The following is a 23,245-nucleotide window of genomic DNA, read 5'->3' on the forward strand; positions in this document are numbered from 1 at the left end:
CTCCGGATCGAGGAGCGAGCGAACGAACCCAGCGAACAGAACGAACCAACCGGCGAACGGGCAGATCGTAGTGGAGACGCCCCGGCGCGGCGGGGCTGGACAGGACCCTCCGGCGCGGCTTAGGTTAGCCTTACCTAAGCCGCATCGGATGTCCCGATGTCCGTCGCCACGCGAGGAGTTGCCTTGAGCGCCGTCACCGACACCGTCCCGTCCGACCAGGCCGCCGCGGAGCGCGTCCGCTCCGTACTGGCCCACGCGGTCTCGCTCTCGCTCACCACCGACGGACAGTGTTACGACCTCATCGGCATGCACACCGTGGGGCAGACCGGGCGAATCACCCTCACCGCGCAGGCCGACAGCCCGCTGACCGCCCAGGTCGCCGCGGCGCCGCACGGCAGTCTGGCCGTCCTTCTCGAGTTCACCGACATCGCGCCGACGCCCCTGCGGGACCGGGTGCGCGCCCGGGTGACGATCTCGGGCTGGCTGGCCCCCGCAGGGCCGACCGACGTGGTCGGAGAGGCGGACGGGAACGGCGGCGGCGAGGGGCTCCGGCTCGACCTCGCGCGCGTCACGCTGCGGACCGCCGCCGGGACCCAGGAGGTGAGCCTGGACGCCTACGCCCTCGCGCGCCCCGACGCGCTCGCCGTGGAGGAGGCCGCCATGCTCACGCATCTCGCCGACGCCCACGCGGACATGGTGGCCGACCTCGTCATCCTCGCCGGGTCGCGCCTGCCGTACGGGGTGGTCCGGGCACTGCCGCTGGCCGTGGACCGGTACGGCATCACGCTCCGGTGCGAGTACCGCGAGGGCCACTGCGACCTGCGCATCCCCTTCCCCATCGAGGCCCGGGACGCGGCCGAGGCCGGCGAGCAGGTCCGGCGGATCCTCACGACGCCCTCCTGCTCCCACCACCGGCACCCTTCACCCCGCGCGTGACGGTCGCTCCGTCGCCCCGGGCAACTCATCGGCCCCCATGAGGGGTTGGCACTGCCCGGACAGGTGTCACTTAGGTTAGGCTAAGCTAAATCACACGTCAGGGGTGGTCGGCGCGGACCCGCGCCCACCATCCGGGGGGAGGAACCACCCATGGGCCTGCCGACAGTCGGCCCCTACCCCCTGCCCGACCGTGCCGCCCTCCCCCGGTCCTGCGTCTCCTGGTCCATCGACCCCGCGCGCGCCGCGCTCCTGGTCCTCGACATGCAGAACCACTTCGTGGAGGCGTTCCCGGCCGGGCAGAGCCCGGTCGTCGAACTCGTCGACAACATCACGGCCCTGCGCGAACTCGCCGGCACCCTCGGGATGCCCGTCGTCTTCAGCGCCGAGCCGGCCGCCCAGCGGCCCGGCCAGCGCGGCCTCGTCGCCGACGTCTGGGGTCCCGGCATAGGAGACGAGCCCGACGCGGCCGCGATCGTCGCACCGCTCACGCCCCGCACCGGCGAGCACCTGCTCGCCAACGTGCGCCACAACGCCTTCCTCCGCAGCCATCTCGGCCGACTGCTGCGCTCCGAAGGCCGCGACCAGCTGATCATCTGCGGGGTCTACGCCCACCTCGGCGTCCTCCTGACGGCGGCCGACGCCTTCATGAACGACATCCAGCCCTTCGTCGTCGCGGACGCCGTGGCGGACTTCACCCCCGAGGAACACGCGATGGCGCTGCGCTGGGCCGCCCGCAGCGGCGTGGTGTGCACGACCGAATCCCTGCTGCGCGACCTCTTGCTCAGCAGGGCGCAACCTGCCGTTCGCCGGGACGCGTGACCGAGTCCCCCTGACGGCGACCTGCGGCGCCGATCCTGTCACCGCAGCCCCCACACGGACAGGGAGAAACGAAGAAGATGACCGTACGGGTCGCGGTGGCCGGTGCCAGCGGCTACGCGGGCGGGGAACTCCTGCGCCTGCTGGATTCGCATCCCGGCGTGGAGCTCGGCGCGCTCACCGCGCACAGCAGCGCGGGCCGCCCGCTCGGGTCCGTGCAGCCGCAGCTGCCCGGGCTCGCGGACCGGGTCCTGACGGAGACCTCCGCGGCCGCCCTGCGCGGCCACGACGTGGTCTTCCTCGCCCTGCCGCACGGGCAGTCGGCCGCGCTCGCGCGGGATCTCGACGCCGACACGGTGGTCGTGGACTGCGGGGCGGACTTCCGGCTCCGCGACCCGGAGGCCTGGGAGCGGTTCTACGGCTCCGGGCACGCCGGGACCTGGCCGTACGGTCTCCCCGAGCTTCCCGGCACCCGCGAGGAGTTGAAGGGGGCCACCCGGATCGCGGTGCCCGGCTGCTATCCGACGGCGGTCACGCTCGCGCTGTTCCCCGCGTACGCGGCACGGCTGGTCGAGCCGGACGCGGTGATCGTCGCGGCCAGCGGGACCTCGGGGGCCGGGCGGGCGCTCAAGCCGCACCTGGTCGGCGCCGAGGTGATGGGCTCCATGACCCCGTACGGCGTGGGCGGCGGCCACCGGCACACCCCCGAACTGACGCAGAACCTCTCCCTGGTCGCGGGCGAGCACGTGACCGTCTCCTTCACGCCGACCCTGGCGCCCATGTCCCGGGGCATCCTCGCCACCTGCTCGGCCCGGCTGCGCCCGGAGGCCGCCGCGGGCGGCGAGGCCGCGGTGCGGTCCGTGTACGAGGCCGCCTACGCCGACGAGCCGTTCGTACGGCTCCTGCCTCCCGGGCGGTGGCCGTCGACCGCCGCCGTCCTCGGCTCCAACACCGCCCAGGTGCAGCTCGCCGTGGACCCGGAGGCCGGCCGGCTGGTCTGTGTGAGCGCCATCGACAACCTGGTGAAGGGCACCGCGGGTGGCGCGGTGCAGTGCATGAACCTCGCCCTCGGCCTGCCCGAGGGCCTGGGCCTGCCCACGAACGGAGTGGCTCCGTGAGCGACGCACGCGCGGCCACCGGTCCGCAGTCGACGACGATGCCCGCACTCCTGAGCTGCGCGGGCCGAGAAGCAAACGGAGAAGCACAGTGAGTGTGACCGCTGCCCGTGGATTCCTCGCCTGCGGCGTCGCCGCCGGCATCAAGGAGTCCGGCGATCGTGACCTCGCGCTGGTGGTGAACCGGGGCCCGTCCCGTGCGGCCGCCGGCGTCTTCACCTCCAACCGCGTGCAGGCCGCGCCCGTACGCTGGACCCGGCGCGCCCTCGCCGACGGCCGGCTCGCGGCCGTCGTCCTCAACTCCGGTGGTGCCAACGCCTGTACGGGACAGGCCGGCGCGGTCGACGCGCTGCTCATGGCCGAGCGCACGGCGCGGGCCCTGGACACCGAGCCGCACGAGGTCGCGGTGTGCTCCACCGGTCTCATCGGCGTCATGCTGCCGATGGACCGGGTCACGGCCGGCATCGACACCGCCGCCGAGCAGCTCAGCGAGGACGGCGGGGCGGACGCGGCCCGCGCCATCAAGACGACGGACTCGGTGCACAAGACCGCCGCCGTCACCCGGGACGGCTGGACGGTCGGCGGCATGGCCAAGGGCGCGGGCATGCTCGCCCCCGGCCTCGCCACCATGCTCGTCGTCCTCACCACCGACGCCGACGTCGACGCGGGCGCGCTCGACGCGGCGCTCCGCCGGGCGGTGCGCACCACCTTCGACCGGGTCGACTCCGACGGCTGCATGTCCACCAACGACACCGTCCTGCTGCTCGCTTCGGGCGCCTCCGGGATCGCCCCGGACCCCGAGGCCTTCGACGAGGCCGTGCACGCGGTCTGCCTCGACCTGGCCGGGCAGCTGGTCGCGGACGCCGAGGGCGCGTCCAAGGAGATAACGGTGACGGTCCTCGGCGCGGCCTCCGAGGAGGACGCCGTCGAGGTGGGCCGCTCCATCGCCCGGAACAACCTGCTCAAGTGCGCGCTGCACGGCGAGGACCCGAACTGGGGCCGGGTGCTGTCCGCGATCGGCACGACGGCGGCGGCCTTCGATCCCGACCGTCTGGACGTGGCGATCAACGACGTCTGGGTCTGCCGGAACGGCGCGGCGGGCGAGTCCAGGGAGAAGGTCGACCTGTCGGGGCGCCGGATCACCATCACGGTGGACCTGTGCGAAGGCGAGTCCTCCGCGGTGATCTGGACCAACGACCTCACCGCCGAGTACGTCCACGAGAACAGCGCGTACAGCTCATGAGCGGGCAGGGGACGGTGACCGGCCCGACGGCCGGGGTGACCGCGGGCCCGACCGCGGGGATCGACGCCGACCGGACCGCCGGGCTGACCGCCGCCGATCTGCCGTGGCTGGAGGAGCTTCAGGGCCGCACGGTCGTCGTCAAGTTCGGCGGCAACGCCATGGTCGACCCCGCGCTGCACCGGACGTTCGCCCAGGACGTCGTCGAGCTGTGGCACGCGGGGCTTCGCCCGGTCGTCGTGCACGGCGGCGGGCCGCAGATCAGCGCGATGCTCGACCGCCTCGATCTGGAGGTCAGGTTCGAGGCGGGTCTGCGCGTCACGACACCCGAGACGATGGATGTGGTCCGCATGGTGCTCACCGGCCAGGTCCAGCGGGACCTGGTCGGCGCGCTCAACGCCCACGGACCGTTCGCGGTGGGCATGTCGGGCGAGGACGCGCACACCATGACAGCTGTACGTCGCCCGGCGTGGGTGGACGGCCGGCCGGTGGACATCGGACTCGTCGGCGAGGTCGTGGCCGTGGAGCCGGGCACCGTAAGGACGCTGCTCGACCAGGGCCGTATCCCGGTGGTGTCGCCGGTGGCGCGGGGTGAGGACGGGGAGGTCTACAACGTCAACGCCGACCTCGCGGCCTCGGCGCTCGCCGTCGCGCTCGGCGCGGAACGGCTGGTGGTCCTCACCGACGTGGAGGGGCTGTACGCGGACTGGCCGCACAGCACCGAGGTGATCGACCGGCTCACGGCGGCGGAGCTCGAATCCCTGCTGCCGGGGCTCGCGAGCGGCATGCTCCCGAAGATGGAGGGCTGTCTGCGCGCGGTACGCGGGGGTGTGCGGCGGGCCCACGTCCTGGACGGCCGGGTACCGCACGCCCTGCTGCGCGGCGTCTTCGCCGAGGAAGGTCCGGGCACGACCGTCGTCCCGGACGAGAAGCCCGGCAACGGGACAGAGGAGGACCCCAGGTGACCGCGGAGGCCGACGCCGGCGCCACACCGCTCACGCGCCGTTGGAGCGCGGTGATGATGGACACGTACGGCACTCCATCGCTGGCGCTCGTCCGGGGCGAGGGCAGCACGGTGTGGGACGAGGCGGGCCGTGCGTACACGGACTTCACCGGCGGCATCGCGGTGAACACCCTCGGGCACGCGCACCCGGCCGTGGTGGCGGCGGTCCAGGACCAGATCGGCCGGCTCGGGCACGTCTCGAACCTGTTCGTGGCCGGGCCGCCCGTCGCGCTGGCCGAGCGGCTGCTCGGTCTCTTCGGCCGGGCTCGGGGCCGGGTGTTCTTCGCGAACTCCGGTACGGAGGCGGTGGAGGCCGCCTTCAAGATCGCCCGCAGGACGGGGCGGCCGCACCTGGTCGCGACGGAAGGCGGCTTCCACGGACGCACCCTCGGGGCGCTCGCGCTCACCGGACAGCCCGCGAAGCGGGAGCCGTTCCTGCCGCTGCCGGGCGAGGTCACGCACGTGCCGTACGGAGACGTCGAGGCGCTGCGCGCGGCCGTGACCGAGGAGACCGCGGCGGTCTTCCTCGAACCGATCCAGGGCGAGGCGGGGGTCGTTCCGGCGCCCGAGGGCTATCTGCGGGCCGCCCGCGAGATCACCCGGGCCACGGGAACCCTGCTCGTCCTCGACGAGGTGCAGACCGGGATCGGCCGGACCGGCCACTGGTTCGCGCACCAGGCGGCCTCGGGCGTGGACCCGGACGTGGTCACGCTCGCCAAGGGCCTGGGCGGCGGGCTGCCGATCGGCGCCACGGTGGCCTTCGGCGAGGCGGGCGAGCTCCTTGGCCCCGGCGCGCACGGCTCCACGTTCGGCGGCAACCCGGTCGCGTGCGCGGCCGGTCTCGCCGTCCTGGAGACCATCGAGACGGAGGGGCTGCTCGACCGGGTGATCCGGGTGGGCGAGCGCCTGCGCCAGGGCATCGAGGAGCTGGCGCACCCCCGGGTCGCCGAGGTACGCGGCACGGGCCTCCTCCTGGGCGTGGCCCTCACGGAGCCGGTCGCCCCGCTCGTCCAACGGGCGGCGCAGGACGCCGGTTTCCTCGTCAACGCGGCAGGCCTGACCACCGTACGCCTGGCTCCGGCCCTGACCCTGACGGACGACGAGGCCGACCAACTGGCGAAGGCCCTCCCGGAGATCCTCTCCGTCTGAACACACGCCACCCGTCACGAAAGGGCGGGCCCGAAGCCTCGATCGGCTTCCGGGCCCGCCCTTTGCGGTATCGGCGGAAGGACGGACCTCCATCGCGACGAAGCGGCTAGGAGCCCCCGTCGCCCTCGACGTTGGCGATCATCGTGCGCAGCACCTTGAGCGCGGCCACATACTCCTCGTCGCTGATGCCCTTGTGGACCTCCGCGCGGAGCTCCGTGACCAGGCCGCGCAGCCGGAGCCTGGTGGCCTCGCCGGTGTCGGTGAGGTGCAGGTGCTGCTCGGCGTCGGTCCGCAGCCAGCCGCGGTGGAGCAACTGGTCGATGACGCGAGGTATCTCGCGCTCCCCGTCGGCGAGGGGGGTCAGCTGGGCGATCACTTCTTCGCGGCTGGGTGGCGTGGGCCCGCCGTTGACTCGGTTGAGCACCCAGTACTGCGGCTGGGTGACATCGATCCTGGCCATGGCGTCACGCAGATGCCGGGTCACGGCCTCATGTGCGAGACCGCTCCAGTAACCGATGGGCTGACTGGCCAGCATGTCTTCCGTGGCGGCCGGATCGGCCGGGGCCTGGTCGGTGATGCTGCCGTTCGACGGGTTCATGATCACGACGCTACATGCCGGCCTCGGAGTGAGGCCCTAGAGGGCTCGGGCCAGGATGCGGGCGTTGCGGCGGGGGTCCAGGGACTGGGCCCAGGCCGGGGGTGCCAGGGTCGGGTGGGTGGGGGTGAAGTCGTGGCGGAGGAAGAGATCGCCGCCGCCGGTCGTCGCCGTGAACAGCGTCCGCAGGGAACGGGTCCTGGCCTTGGTCAGTGCGGCGCGCAGGAGCCGGGCTCCCGTGCCGCAGCCCTGACGGTGGCCGGCCACGCAGAAGTTGTAGAGGACGCCCGCCTTCTCGGCGGCGTACGCGCGCAGGCCGAGGCAGCCGTCGAGGGTTCCTCCGGGGGACTCCGCGACGAGGAAGTCGGACGCCTGGTCGGCGTAGACGGAGAGCGGGCGCTCGCGGAGCGCTCCCGAGCGGACGAACGGCAGGGAGAGGGCGGCTAGCGCCTCGGCGTCCTCGGGCCGTGCGGTACGGACGCGGGGGCCGCCGCCGGGGGTGTCGGGGACCGCTGGGACCTCGGGGAGATCGGGGAGATCGGGGAGATCGGTGAGATCCGGGACGACGGGAAAGGCGGGCAGGGCGGGGAGGACGAGCGGGTCGAGTGCGCGCGGCGACAGCGGGGCCTGGCGCGGCGGGGCCGTGGTCAAGGCGTTCCTTCCTCGGTCCACCGTGCGCGAAGAGACGAACGGCTCGTCGCGCCAACCGGCGGAACAGTCGAACTAAGGTTAGCCTTACTTGAATTGCCCGCCAAGTCGACCCGCCCCGCTCAGCAGGGCCGCCCGGGATAGTCGTCGCTCTCCGGTGCCCCGGCCCGCCGCATCCGGCGGACGACCTCCGCGAGCGCGGCGTCCTCCACGTCGGCCGGTATGTTCAACTCCCGGTCGAACACGATGTCCTCGCCGTCGCCCGCGTGCCAGATCACCCAGCGGGACGGGCCCTGGGCACCCTGCCAGAGGTCCGCGTGGCGCTCCAGGGGGTCCGCGGGCCCGGTCACAGCTTCTTCCCGTCCGTCGCCTCGCGCCCGTCGACGAAGGCCGCCAGGACCTCGATGTCGCCGATCCTGGAGGTGTCGACGCTGCACGGGTCGTCGCCGAGGACGACGAGGTCGGCCCGCTTGCCGGGGCCGAGGCTGCCGGCGGTGTCGTCCCAGCGGCAGGCGTACGCGCCGGCGGCGGTGTACGCGTACAGCGCCTCGTCGACCGTGATCGCCTCGTCGGGGCCGATGAGCTGCCCCGACGTCGAGGCCCGCTCGACCATGAACTGGACGGCCCGCAGCGGCGATCCGTCCGTGACGGGCCGGTCGGAGCTGCCGACGAGCGTGACGCCGTGGTCGAGGAAGCCCCGGCCCCGGTACATCCAGGGGGCGCGCTCGGCGCCCATGATCGTCGCGTAGTCGTCGCCGAAGTAGTGGAGGAAGTTGGGCTGGACGACGGCGCTGAGGCCGAGCCGGGCGAAGCGCGGGAGCTGGTCGGGGCGGATGAGGCCCGCGTGCTCGATGCGGTGGCGCGCGTCGGTGCGGGGGCGCAGCTCCTGCGCCCGCTCCAGGGCGTCGAGCGCCAGGTCCGCGGCCCGGTCGCCGATCGCGTGGACGGCGAGCTGCCAGCCGCCCAGGTGACCGTCGACGATGAGGGAGGTGAGGTGTTCGGGGTCGGCCTGGAGCTGGCCGGTATGGTCCGAGCCCTCGTACGGGGCGGTGAGCGCGGCCGTACGGGCCATCATGCCGCCGTCGGTGTAGATCTTCAGCGCGCCGACGGAGAGCCAGTCGTCCCCGAAGCCCGTCCGCAGGCCGAGGTCGAGCCCGCGCGGGATGCCGTCCCGCTCGTGCGCGCCCACCGGCCGCAGCGTGTCGCCGCCCGGCATGAGCTGGACCCGCAGGGGCAGCCGGCCCTGGTCGCGCAGGAGTTGGTACGCGCCGAGCTCGACGGGGCTGTGGCCCAGCAGGCCGCCGCCGATGCCGGCCTCGGCCACGGCGGTGATGCCCTCCGTGAGGCACTCGCGGGCCGCGTACTCGATGGCGTCGGCCAGCTCCTCCTGCGCGTACGGCAGCCGCAGCTTGCGCACCGCGCCCATCGCGCTCTCCACGAGGACGCCGTCCTCGTGCGGAACGTCCGCGGAGAGCAGGTCGAGGACGGCCGTGTTGACGACGCAGGCGTGACCGGACTGGTGCATCACGAAGACCCGGTGGCCCTGGCTGACGCGGTCGAGTTCGGCTGCCGTCAGGTGCCGCCCGAGGGCCCGCTGGTCGTAGCCGCCGACGCTCACCCACGCGCCGGGGGTGTTCTTGCGGGAGCAGGCCTCGGCCACCACGTCGAGGACGTCCTCGACGCGCGCGAGTCCGGCTAGGGACGGGGAGCTCGCCTTGAGGCCGGTCCACGCGAGGTGGACGTGGCTGTCGATGAACCCGGGCAGGACGGTGGCGCCCTGGAGGTCGATCACCTCGCGGGCGGGCAGGGAGGTCACGGCCTCGTCCAGGCCGACGATCCTGCCCTTCCAGATGCCCAGGTCGTGGGCGGCCGGATGGTCCGGGTCCATGGTGAGGACGCGGGCGTTCGTCAGCCTCGTGCAGAGCATCATGGGCGGTCCGTTCCTAGGGGGTCTCGGCCAGGACGGCGGCAGCGTCGGGTGCGTGCTCGGACGCGGGGTCGGGTTCCGGGTCGAAGCGGCGGGGCGCGGCGGGGATCATCATCGGGGTGCCGGTCTCGGGGTCGTCGATGATCCGGCAGCGCAGCCCGAACACGTCCTCGACCAGCTCGGCCGTCATGACCGTCGCCGGGTCGCCCTGGGCCGCGATGACGCCGCCGGGACGCATCACGATGAGGTGAGTGGCGTAGCGGCAGGCCTGGTTGAGGTCGTGCAGGACCGCCACGACGGTCTGCCCCTTGCGGGCGTGCAGCTCGGCGCAGAGGTCGAGCACCTCGACCTGGTGGGCGATGTCGAGGAAGGTGGTCGGCTCGTCGAGCAGGAGGATGGAGGTCTGCTGGGCCAGGACCATGGAGAGCCAGACCCGCTGCCGCTGGCCGCCGGAGAGGTCGTCCACGGGACGGTCGGCGAGCTCCAGGACGCCGGTCTGCCGCATCGCCTCGACCACGGCCGTCTCGTCCTCGGCGGACCACTGCTTGAGCAGCCGCTGGTGCGGGTACCGGCCGCGGGCCACGAGGTCGCCGACCGTGATGCCGCCGGGCGCGCTGGAGGACTGCGGGAGCAGGCCGAGCCGGCGGGCGACCTCGCGTGAGCGGTACGAGGCGATGGCGGCGCCGTCGAGGTAGACCTGGCCCGCCTTGGGCTTGAGCATCCGGGCGAGCGCGGTGAGCAGCGTCGACTTGCCGCAGGCGTTCGGCCCGAGGATGACCGTGAAGGAGTGGTCGGGGATGTCGACGCTCAGCTCCGTGGCGACGGTCCGCTGGTCGTAGGAGAGCGTGAGGTCCTCGGCGCGCAGCCGGGGGCCGGGGGCGGGGTTGTTCTTCGTTCCAGTCATGCGCGGCTCTTTCATGCGCGGCTCTTTCGCGACTCGGTGATCAGCAGCCAGATGAGGTAGGCGCCGCCGACGGCGCCGGTCGCCGTGCCGACGGGCAGCAGCGCGGGAGCGAACAGCCGTTGGACGACGAGGTCGCTCAGGGCGAGCAGGAAGGCGCCCATGAGGGCGGAGGACACCAGTACGGGTCCGGACGAGCGGGTGAGGGTGCGGACCACCTGGGGCGCGGCGAGCGCGATGAACGCGATGGGACCGGTGACGGCGGTCGCGAACGCGGCGAGGGCGACGCTGATGATGAAGAGGATCGTGCGCGTCCGGGTCACGTTGACGCCGAGGGCCGTCGCCGTGACGTCGCCCATCTCGACCATGGAGAGGCGGCGGGAGAGGAGCAGGGCGGGCGGCAGCAGGACCGCGAGGGCGATTCCGATGGTGTTGGCGTGCATCCACAGCCGGTTGCCGAGGCTGCCGATCAGCCACGCCTGCGCCTCCTGCGCCTCCTGGAAGGTCGCCCGGGTGATCAGGTACGAGTTGACCGCGAGCAGCAGGGCGCTGACGCCGATGCCGATGACGACGAGCCGGAAGCCCTGCAACCCCCGGCCGATCAGCAGCAGATGGACGACGAGGGCCGTGGCGAGGCCGCCGATGAGGGCGCCGATCGCGATCTGGGTCATGCTGCCGCGCAGCACGATGATCACGATGAGCGCGCCCACGGCCGAGCCGTTGGTGAAGCCGATGATGTCGGGGCTGCCGAGGGAGTTGCGGGTGAGGCTCTGCAGGATCGCGCCGCTCACGCCGAGGGCGGCGCCGACGAAGACCGCGGTCAGGATGCGCGGCATGCGCAGGGTGTTGACGACGAAGTCGGCGGCGCCGGAGCCGTTTCCGGTGAGGGCGCCGACGACCTCTCCGACGGTCAGCTTGAAGTCGCCGGTGGTCAGCGTGATGCCGATGACGACGACGAGCGCGAGGAACAGCAGGGCGGTCACCGCGACCGTACGGCTCTGGAAGCGCAGCGAGAGACCGCCCGTTCCGGCGCGGACGACCCGGCCGCTGATCACGCGGGGGGCGGTCTTGGGCTGCGGCGGGGTCTTGAGGGTGGAGGCTTTCGTCTCCCGTACGGCGCTCACAGCATGACCAGCTTTCGACGGCGGCACAGCGCGATGAACAGGGGCGCCCCGAGGAACGCGGTGACGATGCCGACCTGGACCTCGCCCGGCGCTCCGAGCACCCGGCCCAGCACGTCCGAGCCGATGAGCAGGACTGGTGCGAGCAGCGCCGAGTACGCGAACACCCAGCGCTGGTCGGCGCCGGCGAGGAACCGGGCGACGTGCGGAACGGCCAGGCCGACGAAGCCGATCGGTCCCGCCGCGGCGGTGGCCGCCCCGCAGAGCAGCATCACGGCGACGGCCGCGAGGACGCGGGTCCGGCCGACGTGGACGCCCAGGGCGCGCCCCATCTGGTCGCCCATGGCCAGGGCGTTGAGGGAGGGCGCGAGGAAGAAGGCGAGGACGAGGCCGACGACGACGAACGGCAGCATGAGCAGCACGATGTCGCCGTACCGGCCGGCTAGGGAGCCGACGGTCCAGTAGCGGAACTGGTCGAACGCCTCCGGGTCGAAGATCAGGACGCCCCAGTTGAAGGCGTACAGCACGGCGGTCACGGCCGCTCCGGCGACGACGAGCCGGTCGGGGGTGGCCAGTTTCCGCCCGGAGGAGCCGAGGAGGAAGACGCCGACCGACGCGGCGGCGGCGCCGGCGAGGGCGAACCAGACGTAGCCGAGCGGCGCGGCGACGCCGAGGAAGGCGATGGCGACGACGACGCCCGCGGAGGCACCCAGGTTCACGCCGAGCAGACCGGGGTCGGCGAGCGGGTTGCGGGTCAGGGCCTGCATCAGGGCGCCGGAGAGGCCGAGGGCGATCCCGACGAGGAGGCCGAGGACGGTGCGGGGGATCCGGTAGTCGTGCACGATGACGGAGGCTTCCGAGCCGTCGGGCGACCACAGCAGGTGCCAGACGGAGGTGAACGGAATGCCTCGCGTACCGACCCAGACGCTGACGAGCGAGACGAGGACCAGTGCGCCGACGGTCACGAGGAGGCCGAGGCTCCTGAGGGCCACCGCGGCCGGACGGGCCGTGGGCACGACGGGACCGGCAGGGCCACCGGTCTCGGTTCCGGGCGCCGCCCGGGTTTCGACGGACAACGACCACTCCCCTGGCGGCGGAATCGAGCGCCCCGCGAGCCGCGCGAAGCGTTGAACACGGGCGTGCGGCACGCGAGATGACACACCCTCGTATGGAACTTAGGTGAGGCTAACCGTACAGTCGGGGCGGGGTCAACGCGAGGGTACGTTCCCGACCGCCCCGCACGCTGCGAAGATGACCCCGGGGGTGCCACGCACCCTTGGCACCAGCCGTGTTTAAGGTAGCCTTACCTAACTATCACACCCCCTTTCTGTGGAGGATCCGCATGCCCGCTGGAGGACCAACGGGGGGCGCCGTCCTCCGCAGAGCGCTCGCCGATCAGCGCCGCCGCGTCAGCGTGGCCTCGTTCCTCGGCATGGCGCACCAGGCGTGCGAGGCCCTCGTCCCGGTCGTCATCGGTCTGGTCATCGACCAGGCGGTGGCGACCGGTTCATCGGGCGCGCTGCTGCGCTGGCTCCTGGTGCTCGCCGGTCTCTTCCTGATCCTGTCGACCTGCTACCGGAACTCCGCGCGGCTCGCCGAGGGCGCCGGCGAGGCCGCCGCGCACCGGATCCGGCTCGACCTCGGCGCCCGGGTCCTCGACCCGAGGGGCGGCGCCGACGCCGGCCGGCTGCCCGGCGCGCTGACCGCCGTCGCCACCGGCGACGCCCGGCGCGTCGGCTCGGTCGCGGCGGCGCTCCCGTACACGCTCTCCGCGATCGCCGGTCTGGCGGTCAGCGCGGTGGCCCTGCTCCGTATCTCCGTACCGCTCGGCCTCCTCGTCCTGCTCGGTGTCCCGCCGCTGCTGTGGCTCGGCCATGTCATCAGCCGCCCGCTGGAGCGGCGCAGCGAGGCGGAGCAGGAACACGCCGCCCACGCCTCGGGCGTCGCCGCCGACCTGGTCGGGGGCCTGCGGGTACTGAAGGGCATCGGCGCCGAGGCGGCGGCGGTCGACCGGTACCGGGAGACGAGCCGGAGCTCGCTTGCGGCCGCCCTTCGGGCCGCGACCAGCCGGGCCTGGCACGACGGCGCGATCCTCGCCCTGACGGGCATCTTCATCGCGGCCATCGGCCTCGTCGGCGCGCACCTCGCGATGAGCGGCAGCATCACCGTGGGTGAGCTGGTGGCGGCCGTCGGCCTCGCCCAGTACCTCCTCGGCCCCTTCCAGCTCCTCACCTACGTCAACGGCGAGTTCGCCCAGGGCCGTGCCTCGGCCGACCGGATCGCCGAGGTCCTCGCCTCGCCGCCGGCCGTCGCGGCCGGGACCGCCGAGCTGCCCGAGCGGGTCGCCGGACAGCTGCGGCTGCGCGGCGTGACCCAGGGCGCCCTGCGCGGTATCGACCTCGACATCGCCGCCGGCAGCCTCGTCGGTGTGGTCGCCCGCGACGCGGCCGCCGCCAACGACCTGCTGCTCTGCCTGGGCCGCGAACTCGACCCCGCCGAGGGGAGCGTCGAGCTGGACGGCGTACCGCTGACCGACCTCGGCCCGGCCGACGCGCGCCGCGCGATCCTGGTCGCCCACCACGACGCCGACCTGTTCGAGGACAGCCTCCTGGCCAACGTGCGGGCGGGCGCGCACAAGGAAGGGGTCGACGTGGGCCCGGCGCTCGCGGCCTCGGCGGCGGACGACGTCGCCCAGGCGCTGCCGGACGGCGTGGACACCGTCCTCACCGAGCGGGGCCGGTCGCTCTCCGGCGGCCAGCGCCAGCGCGTCGCGCTCGCCCGCGCCCTGGCGGCCGACCCGCCGGTGCTCGTGGTCCACGACCCGACGACGGCCGTCGACACCGTGACCGAGGCCCGCATCGCGGCCAAGCTGCGCGACCTCCGCAAGGGCCGCACGACGGTCCTCGTCACGACGAGTCCGGCGCTGCTGGCCGGCACGGACGTGGTCGTCATGCTGGACGACGGCCGGGTGGCCGCCGAGGGCAGCCACCCCGAGCTGGTCGCCGCCCACGAGTCGTACCGCACGGCGGTGCTGGCATGACGAGCACGCAGGACAGGGACCCGCAGGACACTGGCCCGCAGGACGTACAGGGCCAGGACAGCAGAGACATGAAGAAGGACGAAGGACGGACGATGAGCGGACCCGGCACGCCCGAACGCGAGCTCCTGCCCACCGCCACCGGCGCGCAGACCTTCTCCGTCGTCCGTGAACTCCTGCGCCACCACCGCGCCCTCGCGGTGACGGCGCTGACGGTCCTCGTCGTCGGCACGGGCATCGGCCTGCTGACCGCACCGCTGCTCGGCCGCATCGTGGACCTGGTCGTGGACAAGAGCGGCGCGGGCGCGCTGACCGTGCCGATGGTGCTCCTGCTCGCGGTCGCCGTCGCCCGGGGTATCGCGACGGCGATCGGCAAGTCGCTCGTGGCCCGGCTCGGCGAGACGATCCTCGCGGATCTGCGGGAACGGTTCATCGCGCGGGCGCTGCGGCTGCCGCTCGAACGGGTCGAGCAGGCCGGTTCCGGCGACCTGACCTCGCGCGTCACGGGTGACGTCACGCTGATCGCGAAGGCGGTACGGCAGGCGCTGCCCGAGTTCACCAGCGCCTTCCTCACGATCATCCTGACGCTGATCGGTCTCACGGTCCTCGACTGGCGCTTCCTGCTTGCGGTGCTCGTGGCCGTCCCCGTCCACGTCCTGACGGTCCGCTGGTACATCCCGCGCGCCGCGACGATCTACGCCGCGCACCGGGTCGCGACCGGCGCCCTGCAGCACCAGCTCCTCGACAGCGTCGGTGGCGTCCGTACGGTACGGGCGTTCCGGCTGAACGGCCGGCACGCCGACCTCCTGGAGCAGCGCTCGCAGGCGGCGGTCGGCCTGGCGGCACGCGGCATGCACCTCGTCTCGGGCTTCTTCTCCCGCCTGAACATCGCCGAGTTCATCGGCATGACGTCGATCCTGCTGACCGGGTTCTTCCTGGTCGACGCGGGCTCGGTGAGCATCGGTACGGCGACGGCGGCGGCGCTGTACTTCCACGGCCTGTTCAACCCGATCAACGCCGCGCTCTTCCTGATCGACGACGCGCAGTCCGCGGGCGCGAGCCTGGCCCGCCTCGTGGGCGTGTCGAGCCTCCCGGCGGAACGGGAGCCTGACGTCCGGGCCGCCGCACCGGTGGACGGCTCGGTGAAGGTCTCCGGCCTTGGCCACTCGTACGTCGACGGCCACCCGGTACTCACCGCGGTGGACCTGGAGGTCAGGGACGGCGAGCGCGTCGCCCTGGTCGGCGCGAGCGGCGCGGGCAAGACGACGCTGGCGAAGCTGATCGCGGGCGTCCACGACCCGGCGTCCGGCTCGATCTCCCTGGGCGGGGTGGACGCGCGGGAGCTGGGCCCGGCCGGGGTCCGGCGGGCGGTCACCCTGATCAGCCAGGAGGTCCACGTCTTCGCGGGCCCGCTCTCCGAGGACCTGCGGCTGGCCCGGCCGGGGGCGACCGACGAGGAGCTGCGCGCCGCGCTGACCCATGTCGACGCCCTGGAGTGGGTGGACGGACTGCCCGACGGTCTGGCCACGGTCGTCGGCGAGGGCGGCCACCGGCTCACGGTGACCCAGGCACAGCACCTGGCGCTGGCCCGGCTCGTCCTCACCGACCCGCCCATCGCGATCCTCGACGAGGCCACCGCCGACGCGGGCAGCGCGGGCGCCCGCGTCCTGGAGACGGCCGCCCTCCGCGCCCTGGAGGGCCGCACGGGCCTGATGGTCGCCCACCGCCTCCCCCAGGCGGCAACGGCCGACCGCGTGGTCGTCCTGGACCAGGGCCGCGTCGTCGAAACAGGCACCCACGACGAACTGGTAGCGGCAGGCGGCCGCTACGCCGAACTCTGGTCGGCCTGGTCCGACAGCCGCCGAGAGCCGGCGGTACCGGCGTAACGCCAAGAGCCCCGAAGTCCCCGTCGCACCCTGCTGGGTGGGACGGGGACTTCGGCGTTTCCGCGCGGGGCGGCCGGCCGAGAACGGCGGGGGGGGCGGAGACGGGACTGTCAGGCGGCGGGACGGTCAGGTGTCGGCGGCTGCCAGGAATTGGGTGGTGGCCAGTTCGGCGTACAGGGGGTCCGTCGTGACCAGTTCGCTGTGGGTGCCCACTGCGCGTACGCGGCCCGTGTCCATGACGATGATGCGGTCGGCCATGGTGACCGTGGAGAGGCGGTGGGCGACCACCAGGACGGTCGTCGTGCGGGAGACGTCGGCGACGGTGTCGCGTAGTGCGGCCTCGTTGACGGCGTCGAGTTGGCTGGTGGCCTCGTCGAGGAGGAGCAGGCGGGGGCGGCGGAGCAGGGCGCGGGCGATGGCCACGCGTTGGCGTTCGCCGCCGGAGAGTTTCGTGCCGCGGTGGCCCACCAGGGTGTCCAGGCCCTTGGGGAGTCGCTCGACCAGGCCGTCGAGGCGGGTGGTGCCCAGGACGCGGTGCAGGTCCTCCTCGCGCGCATCCGGGTGGCCGAGGAGGAGGTTGTCGCGGAGGGTGCCCGAGAGGACGGGTGCGTCCTGCTCGACGTAACCGATGGACGAGCGGAGTTGGGGTATCTCCCACTCGGCCAGGTCGCGGGCGTCGAACGTGATCCGTCCCCCGTCCGGGTCGTAGAACCGCTCGATGAGGGAGAAGACCGTGGTCTTGCCCGCCCCGGACGGGCCGACGAAGGCGGTCATGCCGCGCGGCGGCACGGAGAAGCTCACCCCGTGGTGGATGTACGGCAGATCCTCCGCGTACCGGAACCGGACGTCCTCGAAGGCCAGCGCGGCCGGTTCGGCGCCGGGTTCGGGCAGCGGCGCCGGCTCGGCCGGTGGTTCGGCGGGCAGCCGCAGCGCCTCGCGGATCCGGGCGAGGGCCGCGGCGCCCGCCTGGTACTGGGTGACCGCGCCGACGACCTCCTGGATCGGGGACATCAGGTAGAAGACGTAGAGGAGGAAGGCGACCAGGGTTCCTACGTCGATCGCGTCCGTCGCCACCCGGGCGCCGCCCACCGCAAGGACGGTGATGAACGCGATCTGCATGGACAGGCCCGCCGTGTTCCCCGCCAGCGCCGACCACTTGGCGGCCCGTACGCTCTGCCGCCAGGACTCCTCGGCCGCCGCGTGCACGGCCTTCTCCTCGCGGTGCTCGGCGCCGGACGCCTTGATGGTGCGCAGGGCGCCGAGGGTGCGTTCCAGTGACGCGCCCATCGCCCCGACCGCGTCCTGTGCCTGCCGGGTCGCCTTGTTGATGTGGGGCACGATCACGCCGATCACCGTGCCCGCGGCAAGGACCACGCCCAGCGTGACCGCCAGCAGGACCGGGTCGACCAGGCCCATCATCACCAGCGTCGCGACGAGCGTCAGGCCACCGGTGCCGAGACCCACCAGCGAGTCGGTGGTGACCTCGCGCAGCAGGGTCGTGTCGGAGGTGACGCGGGCCATCAGGTCACCGGGTTCGGTGCGGTCCACGGCGGAGATGCGGAGCCTCAGCAGGTACGACGACAGGGTGCGCCGCGCGCCGAGGACGACCGACTCGGCGGTGCGCCGAAGCACGTACCCGCCGAGAGCGCCGATGCCCGCGTTCGCGACGACCAGGGCTGACATCAGCAGCAGGGCGCCCGTGATGGGACGGTCGTCCGAGAGCGCGTCGATGAGGTACTTGGCCACCAGGGGCAGCGCGAGCCCGGTGGCCCCGGTGACCAGCGACAGCACCGCCCCGCCGAGCAGCGTCCAGCGGTGCGGCCGGACGTAGCCGAGGAGCATGCGCCACGCGGGCGGGTCGGGTTCCGTGAGTGCGGTGGGCTCTGTCGTGGTGGCCACGCTTGCTCCCTCTGTTTCGGTGCGGCGTCCACATCAGGACGCGTCGGTGGGGTCGGGGGTTGAGGGAGGTCAGTTCACCTGGGCCTTCCACGCCCGCTCGAACAGGGTGGGCAGGGGAGCCGAGGGGACCGCGGCCAGGTGTGACGTCGACCGGTGCTCTCTGGCCAGCGGCAGCAGGCCGAGCTTCGCCGCCTCGATCGGGAGGCGCGGCGGCTTCCGCTCCTGCCAGGCGCCCGGCAGGAAGAGGGAGCGGCCCGCTCGTGGCCGGACGGCGCGCAGCACGCGGCCCGAGGTGCCCAGTTCGGCCTCGGCCGCCTTGAAGCGAGTGGGCTTCCAACCGGTCCACGCCTTGACGTTGCGGTCCGACGGGTCCGGCAGGGCGAGCAGCGTCAGGTAGAGCGCCGCGGCGTCCTCGCTCAGTCCGTACGTCTTCGCGCACTCCTCCACGAGCTGCGGTACGGAGCGTTCCGGGTTCTGCTCCCAGCCCGAGGGGCGCTCCCCGTCGGTGGTGAGGTGCTCCCCCAGCGCGGCGAAGTCGTCGCTCAGCAGCAGCCGCAGGTCCGCGAGGGCAGGCAGCCCGGACAGGGTGGGCAGCCACTGGGAGGGCAGTACGGAGTCGAGGTACGCGTCCAGCGTGTCCAGGAGGGGATCGTCGGCCCCCTTGAGCGCGGCCGGGTCCACCCGGATGTGGCGTACGTCGTACACCGGGTCGGCCTCCTCCGTGACCGCCGGATGCGCGGCGATCGCCTCGGTCGAAGGGGGCGCGCCCATCAGGTAGTTGCTCTGGAGGGAGAAGACTGTGAGCGGTTCCGTGGCCGACGCCGACACCTCGCGCAGTCGGGAGATCGCCGCGCCCACCGCGGGGCGCAGCGGATCGCCGGCCTGGGTGCGGTAGGCGATCCAGGCGGCCATCCTCGGGAGCGCCAGGACCTGGGGTTCGCCCAGCAGGGCCGACCGGTGGGGGTCGAGACAGTGCGCCCCGGCGGCGAGGCGGCCGAGCAGGGCGGGCAGCCGCAGGTGGGGCCACCAGGCCCAGGCGTCCCTGCTGTGCACGCGGTGGAGGGCCGGCTCGCCCCTGGGCAGGAGGGTCTCCTTGGCGGCGGGGCGCAGCAGTTCCGTGGGTACGGGCAGGGGTGCCCCCAGCTCGTGCTCCCACCACTGGGCGGCCCGGTCGACGTCGGGCCCGGTGGTCCACAGCTGCTCGGGGTCGTCGGGGAGGAGCCTGTCGTAGAGCGTCGTGACGGACCGGGGGGCGAGCGCGGACGTCAGTGCGCCGACCGCCTCGTCCGCTTCGTTCCGCCGGATGTTCCAGGGCTCCAGGTCGGCGCTGGAGTGACGGGAGACGTAGCCGTCCTCGTCCTCCAGTTGGTGCGGCGCGCAGGGGACGTGCGCCATCAGCAGCACGGTGGCCTCCGCCACGGTGAGGCCGAGCCGCTCGGCGAAGTCCTCCGCGAGCTCGGGTCGGGCGGGCGCCGGGCCGCGCTCGCGGTGCAGCTCGGCGAAGCGCGCGAACCAGGCGCCGGGGCGGACCGGCTCCAGCACATGGGCGCGCGTGAGCTTCAGGCCCGCGGGAGCCAGGGGTCCGTCCTCGGAGAAGGAGCCGTCGGGGGCGTACTCCCACAGCGTCCGGTGGGACTTGCCACCGCCCAGGACGACGGACGCGGACGTCGCCGTGCGGAAGGCCTTCCCGGGGAGGGGCAGCTGGACGTCCGCACCGTCCTCGGGCACCTCGCACCGGCCGAGCCGCCATCGGCCCGGTTCCCCGGCGAGGAGGGGGTGGGCGGCGTATGCCGACAGAGACCGGTCCGGCCGGCCGCCCGCCCTGAAGGAGACCGCGCTCAGGGCGAACGGCGCGGCGCAGGCGTGCGTGTGGCGGAAGCTGTTGTCACGGGGAAGGTTGTCGATCGTGGCGTCGGCCTGCGCGAGATCGCCTCCCCAGACCGTGGTGCCGTGCTCGGCGAGCCGCACCAGCCGACGGCTCATCCGAATGTCCGGATCGTCCGACTCCGTCTCGGGCGAGGGCGCGGACGAAGACGCGGACCCGGTCGCGGACCCGGTCGCGGACGTCGGACGGTCCTCGTCCGGGGTGAAGCGGCGGACCAGCCGCTCGAGCCCGTCACGGCAGTTGGCGGCCATGACCAGGGAGCGGGCGGCCAGGCTGTGGATCGGTTCGCCCAGCTGAGGCAGGGCTTCCAGGATCGGTCCCCGGTTGACTCCTCGTACGCCCTCGTCGTCGACGTGGTACGGCTCGAGCCTGCCCACCAGCTCCTCCGCCTGCTCACGTGTGACGGTGTCGGGCAGCTCGGCCATGAGCAGCGGCATGACGTCCACCGCCGCGAACTCCGCTGCGGCGTCCGCGTCCTTGAGGAGCAGGTCCGTCGCCACGCCCACGTGCGCGTAGCGGCCGAGCAGCAGGACCAGCTCGTCGAAGTCGACCCCGGCGCGCAGCCTCGCCCGCTCGCGCTCGGACCAGGCGCGGATCTCCTCGTGCCCGATCGGGTTGTCGAAGAGCGCGGGGATCCGCTCCCAGCCCTTGGTGGCCTGCGGCTGGTACCACCTGTTGGTCGCCTGGCTCTTGGTGGTCATCTCCAGGTCGGCCCGCACGCGTGCCCGCAGCTCACGGGCGAAACGCTCGTCGGCCCGCAGGTGCTCCAGCTTCGGCCTGCGGTCGAGCTGGAGGTGGTACAGCTCCGACGGGCCGAGGAGCGCCGGCGGGTCGGAGACCGGGGCGCCGTGCTCAAGGAGCACGTCGATGAGGTCGAGAGGAGTCCTCCTGTCGGTCCGACGGCCGAAGGTGTCGTACGGGAACTCCACGGGGACACCGTCGGCGGCCAGCCGCGGGGCGATCCTCTCGGCGATCTCGTACATGACCCGCCAGGGGCCCATCCGCCTGCTGTTCGACTCGACGCACTCGGACAGCCAGGCGGCGGCCTCGCCCGCCGGCAGCCCGCCGGCCTCGCCGGTGAGCAGGGCCAGCGCACCACTGCGTTCGAGCAGCTCCCGCCACAGCTTGGAGTTGCCGCTGAACCGCTCGGGCCGCAGCTTCAGCACCTGGCGCGCCGCCTCGGGGGCGTGAACGCCGAGGAGGTCCATGGCCGAGCCCTTGAAGCAGTCGGTCCAGAACTTGTCGTCGCTCAGCGAGACGGCGCCGACCGCGCACACCTCTCCGAGCAGCGTGGCCAGTTCCCGCTCGGCTTCGAGACCGGCGGCCCTGGCGATCTTGCGTACGTCGACGGCCAGCTGCGGGTACAACTCCCCCGAGGCCTGGACGCGGCGGATGACCACGTGCCGGAAACGGGCGAGGTCGGCCCCGGTCGCCGCGCCCTTGACGGCCAGGTCGCGGGCCCAGGCACGCAGGACCGTGGCGGAGAGGGCCTTGCCCTCGGCGTACGCGAGGTAGCGGCCCGCCAGCCACTCCCGGTCGACCTTGCGCGCCTGCGTGCGCTCAGCCGTGCGGGCGCGCCCGAACCAGGCGGTGGCCGTCGGCTGCTCGCCCTTCTCCAGGGCCAGGTCGGCCAACTCGTCGAGGAGGGTGATCATCAGCGCGGGAGCCGACTCTTCGAGCTCATGCAGGATCACGTCGACGTCATACTTGAAGAGGAACCTCCACCCGCTCGTGAGGTCCTGCAGGGAGATGAGCTTCTGGGCGGCCAGTTCCTCGAAGCCCGGGTGCGCGGCGATGACCCGCTCGGGGAACGGCAGTTCCCCGTCGGAGGGGTCCGGTACGCCGGTGGAGAAGCAGCTGTCCGGCTCCCAGCCCTCCTCGCGCATCAAGCGGTCGCGGTACGGGACGAGTTGTTCGGGAAGCAGGAGGGTCAGCGTGCGGCCGTCGAACCCGGTGTACGTACGCGCCCACAGGCCGCCCTCGCCCAGTTCGTCCTCGACGTCGACGGCCTCGGACTCCAGTGCCTCCTGCCAGAGCGGATCGGCGTCGGCCAGCGCGCGCGGGACACGCGCCCCGGCCTGCGCCCATGCCCGCGCCTGCTCCCGGCACGCCTCACGCTGCTTCTTCAGCCGCGTCCAGGTCTTGAGCAGCAGGCCGAGCCCGGGCGTTCCGGAGAGGGGTTCGGGGACGTTCTTCACCTTCCGCCCCTGCGGATTGCGGTAGACGACCTCCAGGTCGTCCGTCAGTTCCGCGGTGTAGCCGCTGCCCTCGACACGCGTGCCCATGCGCCGTTCTCCCCCGTGCTGTTGATCGACACCCCCAACGCTACGCGGCGTCACTGACATCGCCGCCCGCCCCTCCACCGCATCTCCCACGCCCTCCCCCGTACCCGCCCGGCGGGGAACTTCCCAGGTCGTTCGCACGTTCCGGAGGGCGATCAGATTGTTTGGTGTAGGTGACAACGGCGGCGCGGTCGTCGGGAGAAGTGAGCAACCGATGGCCATGGTGGGCCTGTTCTGGATCGCCGAAGGCGATGTGTACGTGGGCGCGAAGCCGGCCGGTCTGACTCCCGGGGTGCGTCTGACCCCCGAGGGCGTGCTGGCCCTCGGCGACGGGCAGTCCCGCCTCTACCTATGGGAGGACGTGCGGGCCCTGACGATGTCGGCCGTCCCCGTGAAGACCCTGAAGCGGCAGATCGGCGCGGTCACGGAGATGGCGCTCGACACGGTGGTGAACCTCGCGATGTCGGGCGGCAGCGGACCGACCGGCGGCGGCCCGGCGCTGATGACGCTGCGGGTGGAAGCACACGACGGTGACGAAGAGCTGTCGGTGTACGCGGCCGCCGCCGTCGGCTACTCCGCGGCGGAGGCCGACCTCTCCCAAGCGCTCCTGTCCCGCCTCACGGACGGCGCCGCGACGATGGCCACCACGCTGGCCGCGATGGCGGAGTGGGGCCGCGCGTGGGAGGAGGGGTCGTCGCCCCGGGCGGCTCAGCGGGAGGAGCTGCTGCGGAGCTGGGTGGGCTAGCGGCCCGTACGGACGACAGACGCCGCCGCCCGTGGAGTGGTGCTCCTAGGGCGGCGGCGT

General features: G+C 73.1%; 18 protein-coding genes. 9 read left to right on the plus strand and 9 right to left on the minus strand.

Going from position 1 to position 23,245, the window contains the following annotated elements; all coding sequences use genetic code 11:
- Positions 1-183 precede the first annotated feature (183 nt).
- The 6 genes from ACFWRO_RS16570 (at position 184) to ACFWRO_RS16595 (ending at position 6,259) form a co-directional block, all read left to right on the plus strand.
- On the plus strand, positions 184-936 hold the full coding sequence (locus ACFWRO_RS16570; RefSeq protein WP_384510391.1) for a DUF2470 domain-containing protein: 753 nt from the start codon (positions 184-186) through the stop codon (positions 934-936).
- Between the two features lie 150 nt (positions 937-1,086).
- Positions 1,087-1,755: an isochorismatase family protein gene (locus ACFWRO_RS16575; RefSeq protein ID WP_384510394.1), complete on the plus strand. Its 669-nt coding sequence runs from the start codon at positions 1,087-1,089 to the stop codon at positions 1,753-1,755.
- A 77-nt stretch (positions 1,756-1,832) separates the two neighbouring features.
- On the plus strand, positions 1,833-2,870 hold the full coding sequence (gene argC, locus ACFWRO_RS16580) for an N-acetyl-gamma-glutamyl-phosphate reductase (protein ID WP_384510397.1): 1,038 nt from the start codon (positions 1,833-1,835) through the stop codon (positions 2,868-2,870).
- A gap of 88 nt (positions 2,871-2,958) precedes the next feature.
- Positions 2,959-4,110, plus strand: coding sequence for a bifunctional glutamate N-acetyltransferase/amino-acid acetyltransferase ArgJ (gene argJ / locus ACFWRO_RS16585; protein ID WP_384510400.1), 1,152 nt, complete (start codon positions 2,959-2,961; stop codon positions 4,108-4,110).
- On the plus strand, positions 4,107-5,072 hold the full coding sequence (gene argB, locus ACFWRO_RS16590; RefSeq protein ID WP_384510403.1) for an acetylglutamate kinase: 966 nt from the start codon (positions 4,107-4,109) through the stop codon (positions 5,070-5,072). The genes argJ and argB overlap by 4 nt, the downstream gene beginning before the upstream one ends.
- Positions 5,069-6,259, plus strand: a complete 1,191-nt coding sequence (locus ACFWRO_RS16595; RefSeq protein WP_384510406.1) for an acetylornithine transaminase — start codon at positions 5,069-5,071, stop codon at positions 6,257-6,259. Before argB ends, ACFWRO_RS16595 begins: the two co-directional genes overlap by 4 nt.
- A gap of 106 nt (positions 6,260-6,365) precedes the next feature.
- On the opposite strand, the gene ACFWRO_RS16600 is transcribed toward ACFWRO_RS16595, so the two are convergent.
- The 7 genes from ACFWRO_RS16600 to ACFWRO_RS16630 form a co-directional block, all read right to left on the minus strand.
- The gene (locus tag ACFWRO_RS16600; protein WP_384510408.1) at positions 6,366-6,857 is read right to left on the minus strand and encodes a MarR family winged helix-turn-helix transcriptional regulator; all 492 of its coding nucleotides are present in this window, start codon (positions 6,855-6,857) and stop codon (positions 6,366-6,368) included.
- A 36-nt stretch (positions 6,858-6,893) separates the two neighbouring features.
- Positions 6,894-7,505: a GNAT family N-acetyltransferase gene (locus ACFWRO_RS16605; protein WP_384510411.1), complete on the minus strand. Its 612-nt coding sequence runs from the start codon at positions 7,503-7,505 to the stop codon at positions 6,894-6,896.
- Positions 7,506-7,624: 119 nt separating this feature from the next.
- Positions 7,625-7,852, minus strand: a complete 228-nt coding sequence (locus tag ACFWRO_RS16610) for a hypothetical protein (protein WP_384510413.1) — start codon at positions 7,850-7,852, stop codon at positions 7,625-7,627.
- Positions 7,849-9,429 (minus strand): amidohydrolase, encoded by a 1,581-nt coding sequence (locus ACFWRO_RS16615; protein WP_384510513.1) that lies wholly within the window; start codon positions 9,427-9,429, stop codon positions 7,849-7,851. Before ACFWRO_RS16615 ends, ACFWRO_RS16610 begins: the two co-directional genes overlap by 4 nt.
- Positions 9,430-9,445: 16 nt before the next feature.
- Complete coding sequence (locus ACFWRO_RS16620; protein WP_384510415.1) at positions 9,446-10,333, minus strand: ABC transporter ATP-binding protein; 888 nt, start codon at positions 10,331-10,333, stop codon at positions 9,446-9,448.
- A gap of 11 nt (positions 10,334-10,344) precedes the next feature.
- Complete coding sequence (locus ACFWRO_RS16625) at positions 10,345-11,454, minus strand: FecCD family ABC transporter permease (RefSeq protein ID WP_384510418.1); 1,110 nt, start codon at positions 11,452-11,454, stop codon at positions 10,345-10,347.
- The gene (locus ACFWRO_RS16630; protein ID WP_384510421.1) at positions 11,451-12,527 is read right to left on the minus strand and encodes a FecCD family ABC transporter permease; all 1,077 of its coding nucleotides are present in this window, start codon (positions 12,525-12,527) and stop codon (positions 11,451-11,453) included. Before ACFWRO_RS16630 ends, ACFWRO_RS16625 begins: the two co-directional genes overlap by 4 nt.
- A gap of 266 nt (positions 12,528-12,793) precedes the next feature.
- On the opposite strand from ACFWRO_RS16630, the gene ACFWRO_RS16635 reads away from it, so the two are divergent.
- On the plus strand, positions 12,794-14,491 hold the full coding sequence (locus tag ACFWRO_RS16635; RefSeq protein WP_384510423.1) for an ABC transporter ATP-binding protein: 1,698 nt from the start codon (positions 12,794-12,796) through the stop codon (positions 14,489-14,491).
- A gap of 68 nt (positions 14,492-14,559) precedes the next feature.
- Complete coding sequence (locus ACFWRO_RS16640) at positions 14,560-16,374, plus strand: ABC transporter ATP-binding protein (RefSeq protein WP_384510516.1); 1,815 nt, start codon at positions 14,560-14,562, stop codon at positions 16,372-16,374.
- 126 nt (positions 16,375-16,500) lie between these two features.
- On the opposite strand, the gene ACFWRO_RS16645 is transcribed toward ACFWRO_RS16640, so the two are convergent.
- Both ACFWRO_RS16645 and ACFWRO_RS16650 read right to left on the minus strand, forming a co-directional pair.
- Positions 16,501-18,216, minus strand: a complete 1,716-nt coding sequence (locus tag ACFWRO_RS16645) for an ABC transporter ATP-binding protein (protein WP_384510519.1) — start codon at positions 18,214-18,216, stop codon at positions 16,501-16,503.
- A gap of 126 nt (positions 18,217-18,342) precedes the next feature.
- Positions 18,343-22,443: a hypothetical protein gene (locus tag ACFWRO_RS16650; protein WP_384510426.1), complete on the minus strand. Its 4,101-nt coding sequence runs from the start codon at positions 22,441-22,443 to the stop codon at positions 18,343-18,345.
- Between the two features lie 211 nt (positions 22,444-22,654).
- Here ACFWRO_RS16650 and ACFWRO_RS16655 point away from each other — a divergent pair, with 211 nt between their 5' ends.
- Positions 22,655-23,185 (plus strand): hypothetical protein, encoded by a 531-nt coding sequence (locus ACFWRO_RS16655; RefSeq protein ID WP_384510429.1) that lies wholly within the window; start codon positions 22,655-22,657, stop codon positions 23,183-23,185.
- The last annotated feature ends 60 nt before the right edge of the window (positions 23,186-23,245 follow it).

The sequence above is a fragment of the Streptomyces sp. NPDC058579 genome (assembly GCF_042718575.1).
GTDB lineage: Bacteria > Actinomycetota > Actinomycetes > Streptomycetales > Streptomycetaceae > Streptomyces.

Coding starts and splice junctions, on each gene's coding strand:
- ACFWRO_RS16575 (WP_384510394.1), top strand. CDS start 1,087: ATGGGCCTGCCGACAGTCGGCCCCTACCCCCTGCCCGACCGTGCCGCC.
- argC (WP_384510397.1), top strand. CDS start 1,833: ATGACCGTACGGGTCGCGGTGGCCGGTGCCAGCGGCTACGCGGGCGGG.
- argB (WP_384510403.1), top strand. CDS start 4,107: ATGAGCGGGCAGGGGACGGTGACCGGCCCGACGGCCGGGGTGACCGCG.
- ACFWRO_RS16600 (WP_384510408.1), bottom strand. CDS start 6,857: ATGAACCCGTCGAACGGCAGCATCACCGACCAGGCCCCGGCCGATCCG.
- ACFWRO_RS16615 (WP_384510513.1), bottom strand. CDS start 9,429: ATGCTCTGCACGAGGCTGACGAACGCCCGCGTCCTCACCATGGACCCG.
- ACFWRO_RS16620 (WP_384510415.1), bottom strand. CDS start 10,333: ATGACTGGAACGAAGAACAACCCCGCCCCCGGCCCCCGGCTGCGCGCC.
- ACFWRO_RS16635 (WP_384510423.1), top strand. CDS start 12,794: ATGCCCGCTGGAGGACCAACGGGGGGCGCCGTCCTCCGCAGAGCGCTC.
- ACFWRO_RS16640 (WP_384510516.1), top strand. CDS start 14,560: ATGAAGAAGGACGAAGGACGGACGATGAGCGGACCCGGCACGCCCGAA.
- ACFWRO_RS16645 (WP_384510519.1), bottom strand. CDS start 18,216: ATGCTCCTCGGCTACGTCCGGCCGCACCGCTGGACGCTGCTCGGCGGG.
- ACFWRO_RS16650 (WP_384510426.1), bottom strand. CDS start 22,443: ATGGGCACGCGTGTCGAGGGCAGCGGCTACACCGCGGAACTGACGGAC.
- ACFWRO_RS16655 (WP_384510429.1), top strand. CDS start 22,655: ATGGCCATGGTGGGCCTGTTCTGGATCGCCGAAGGCGATGTGTACGTG.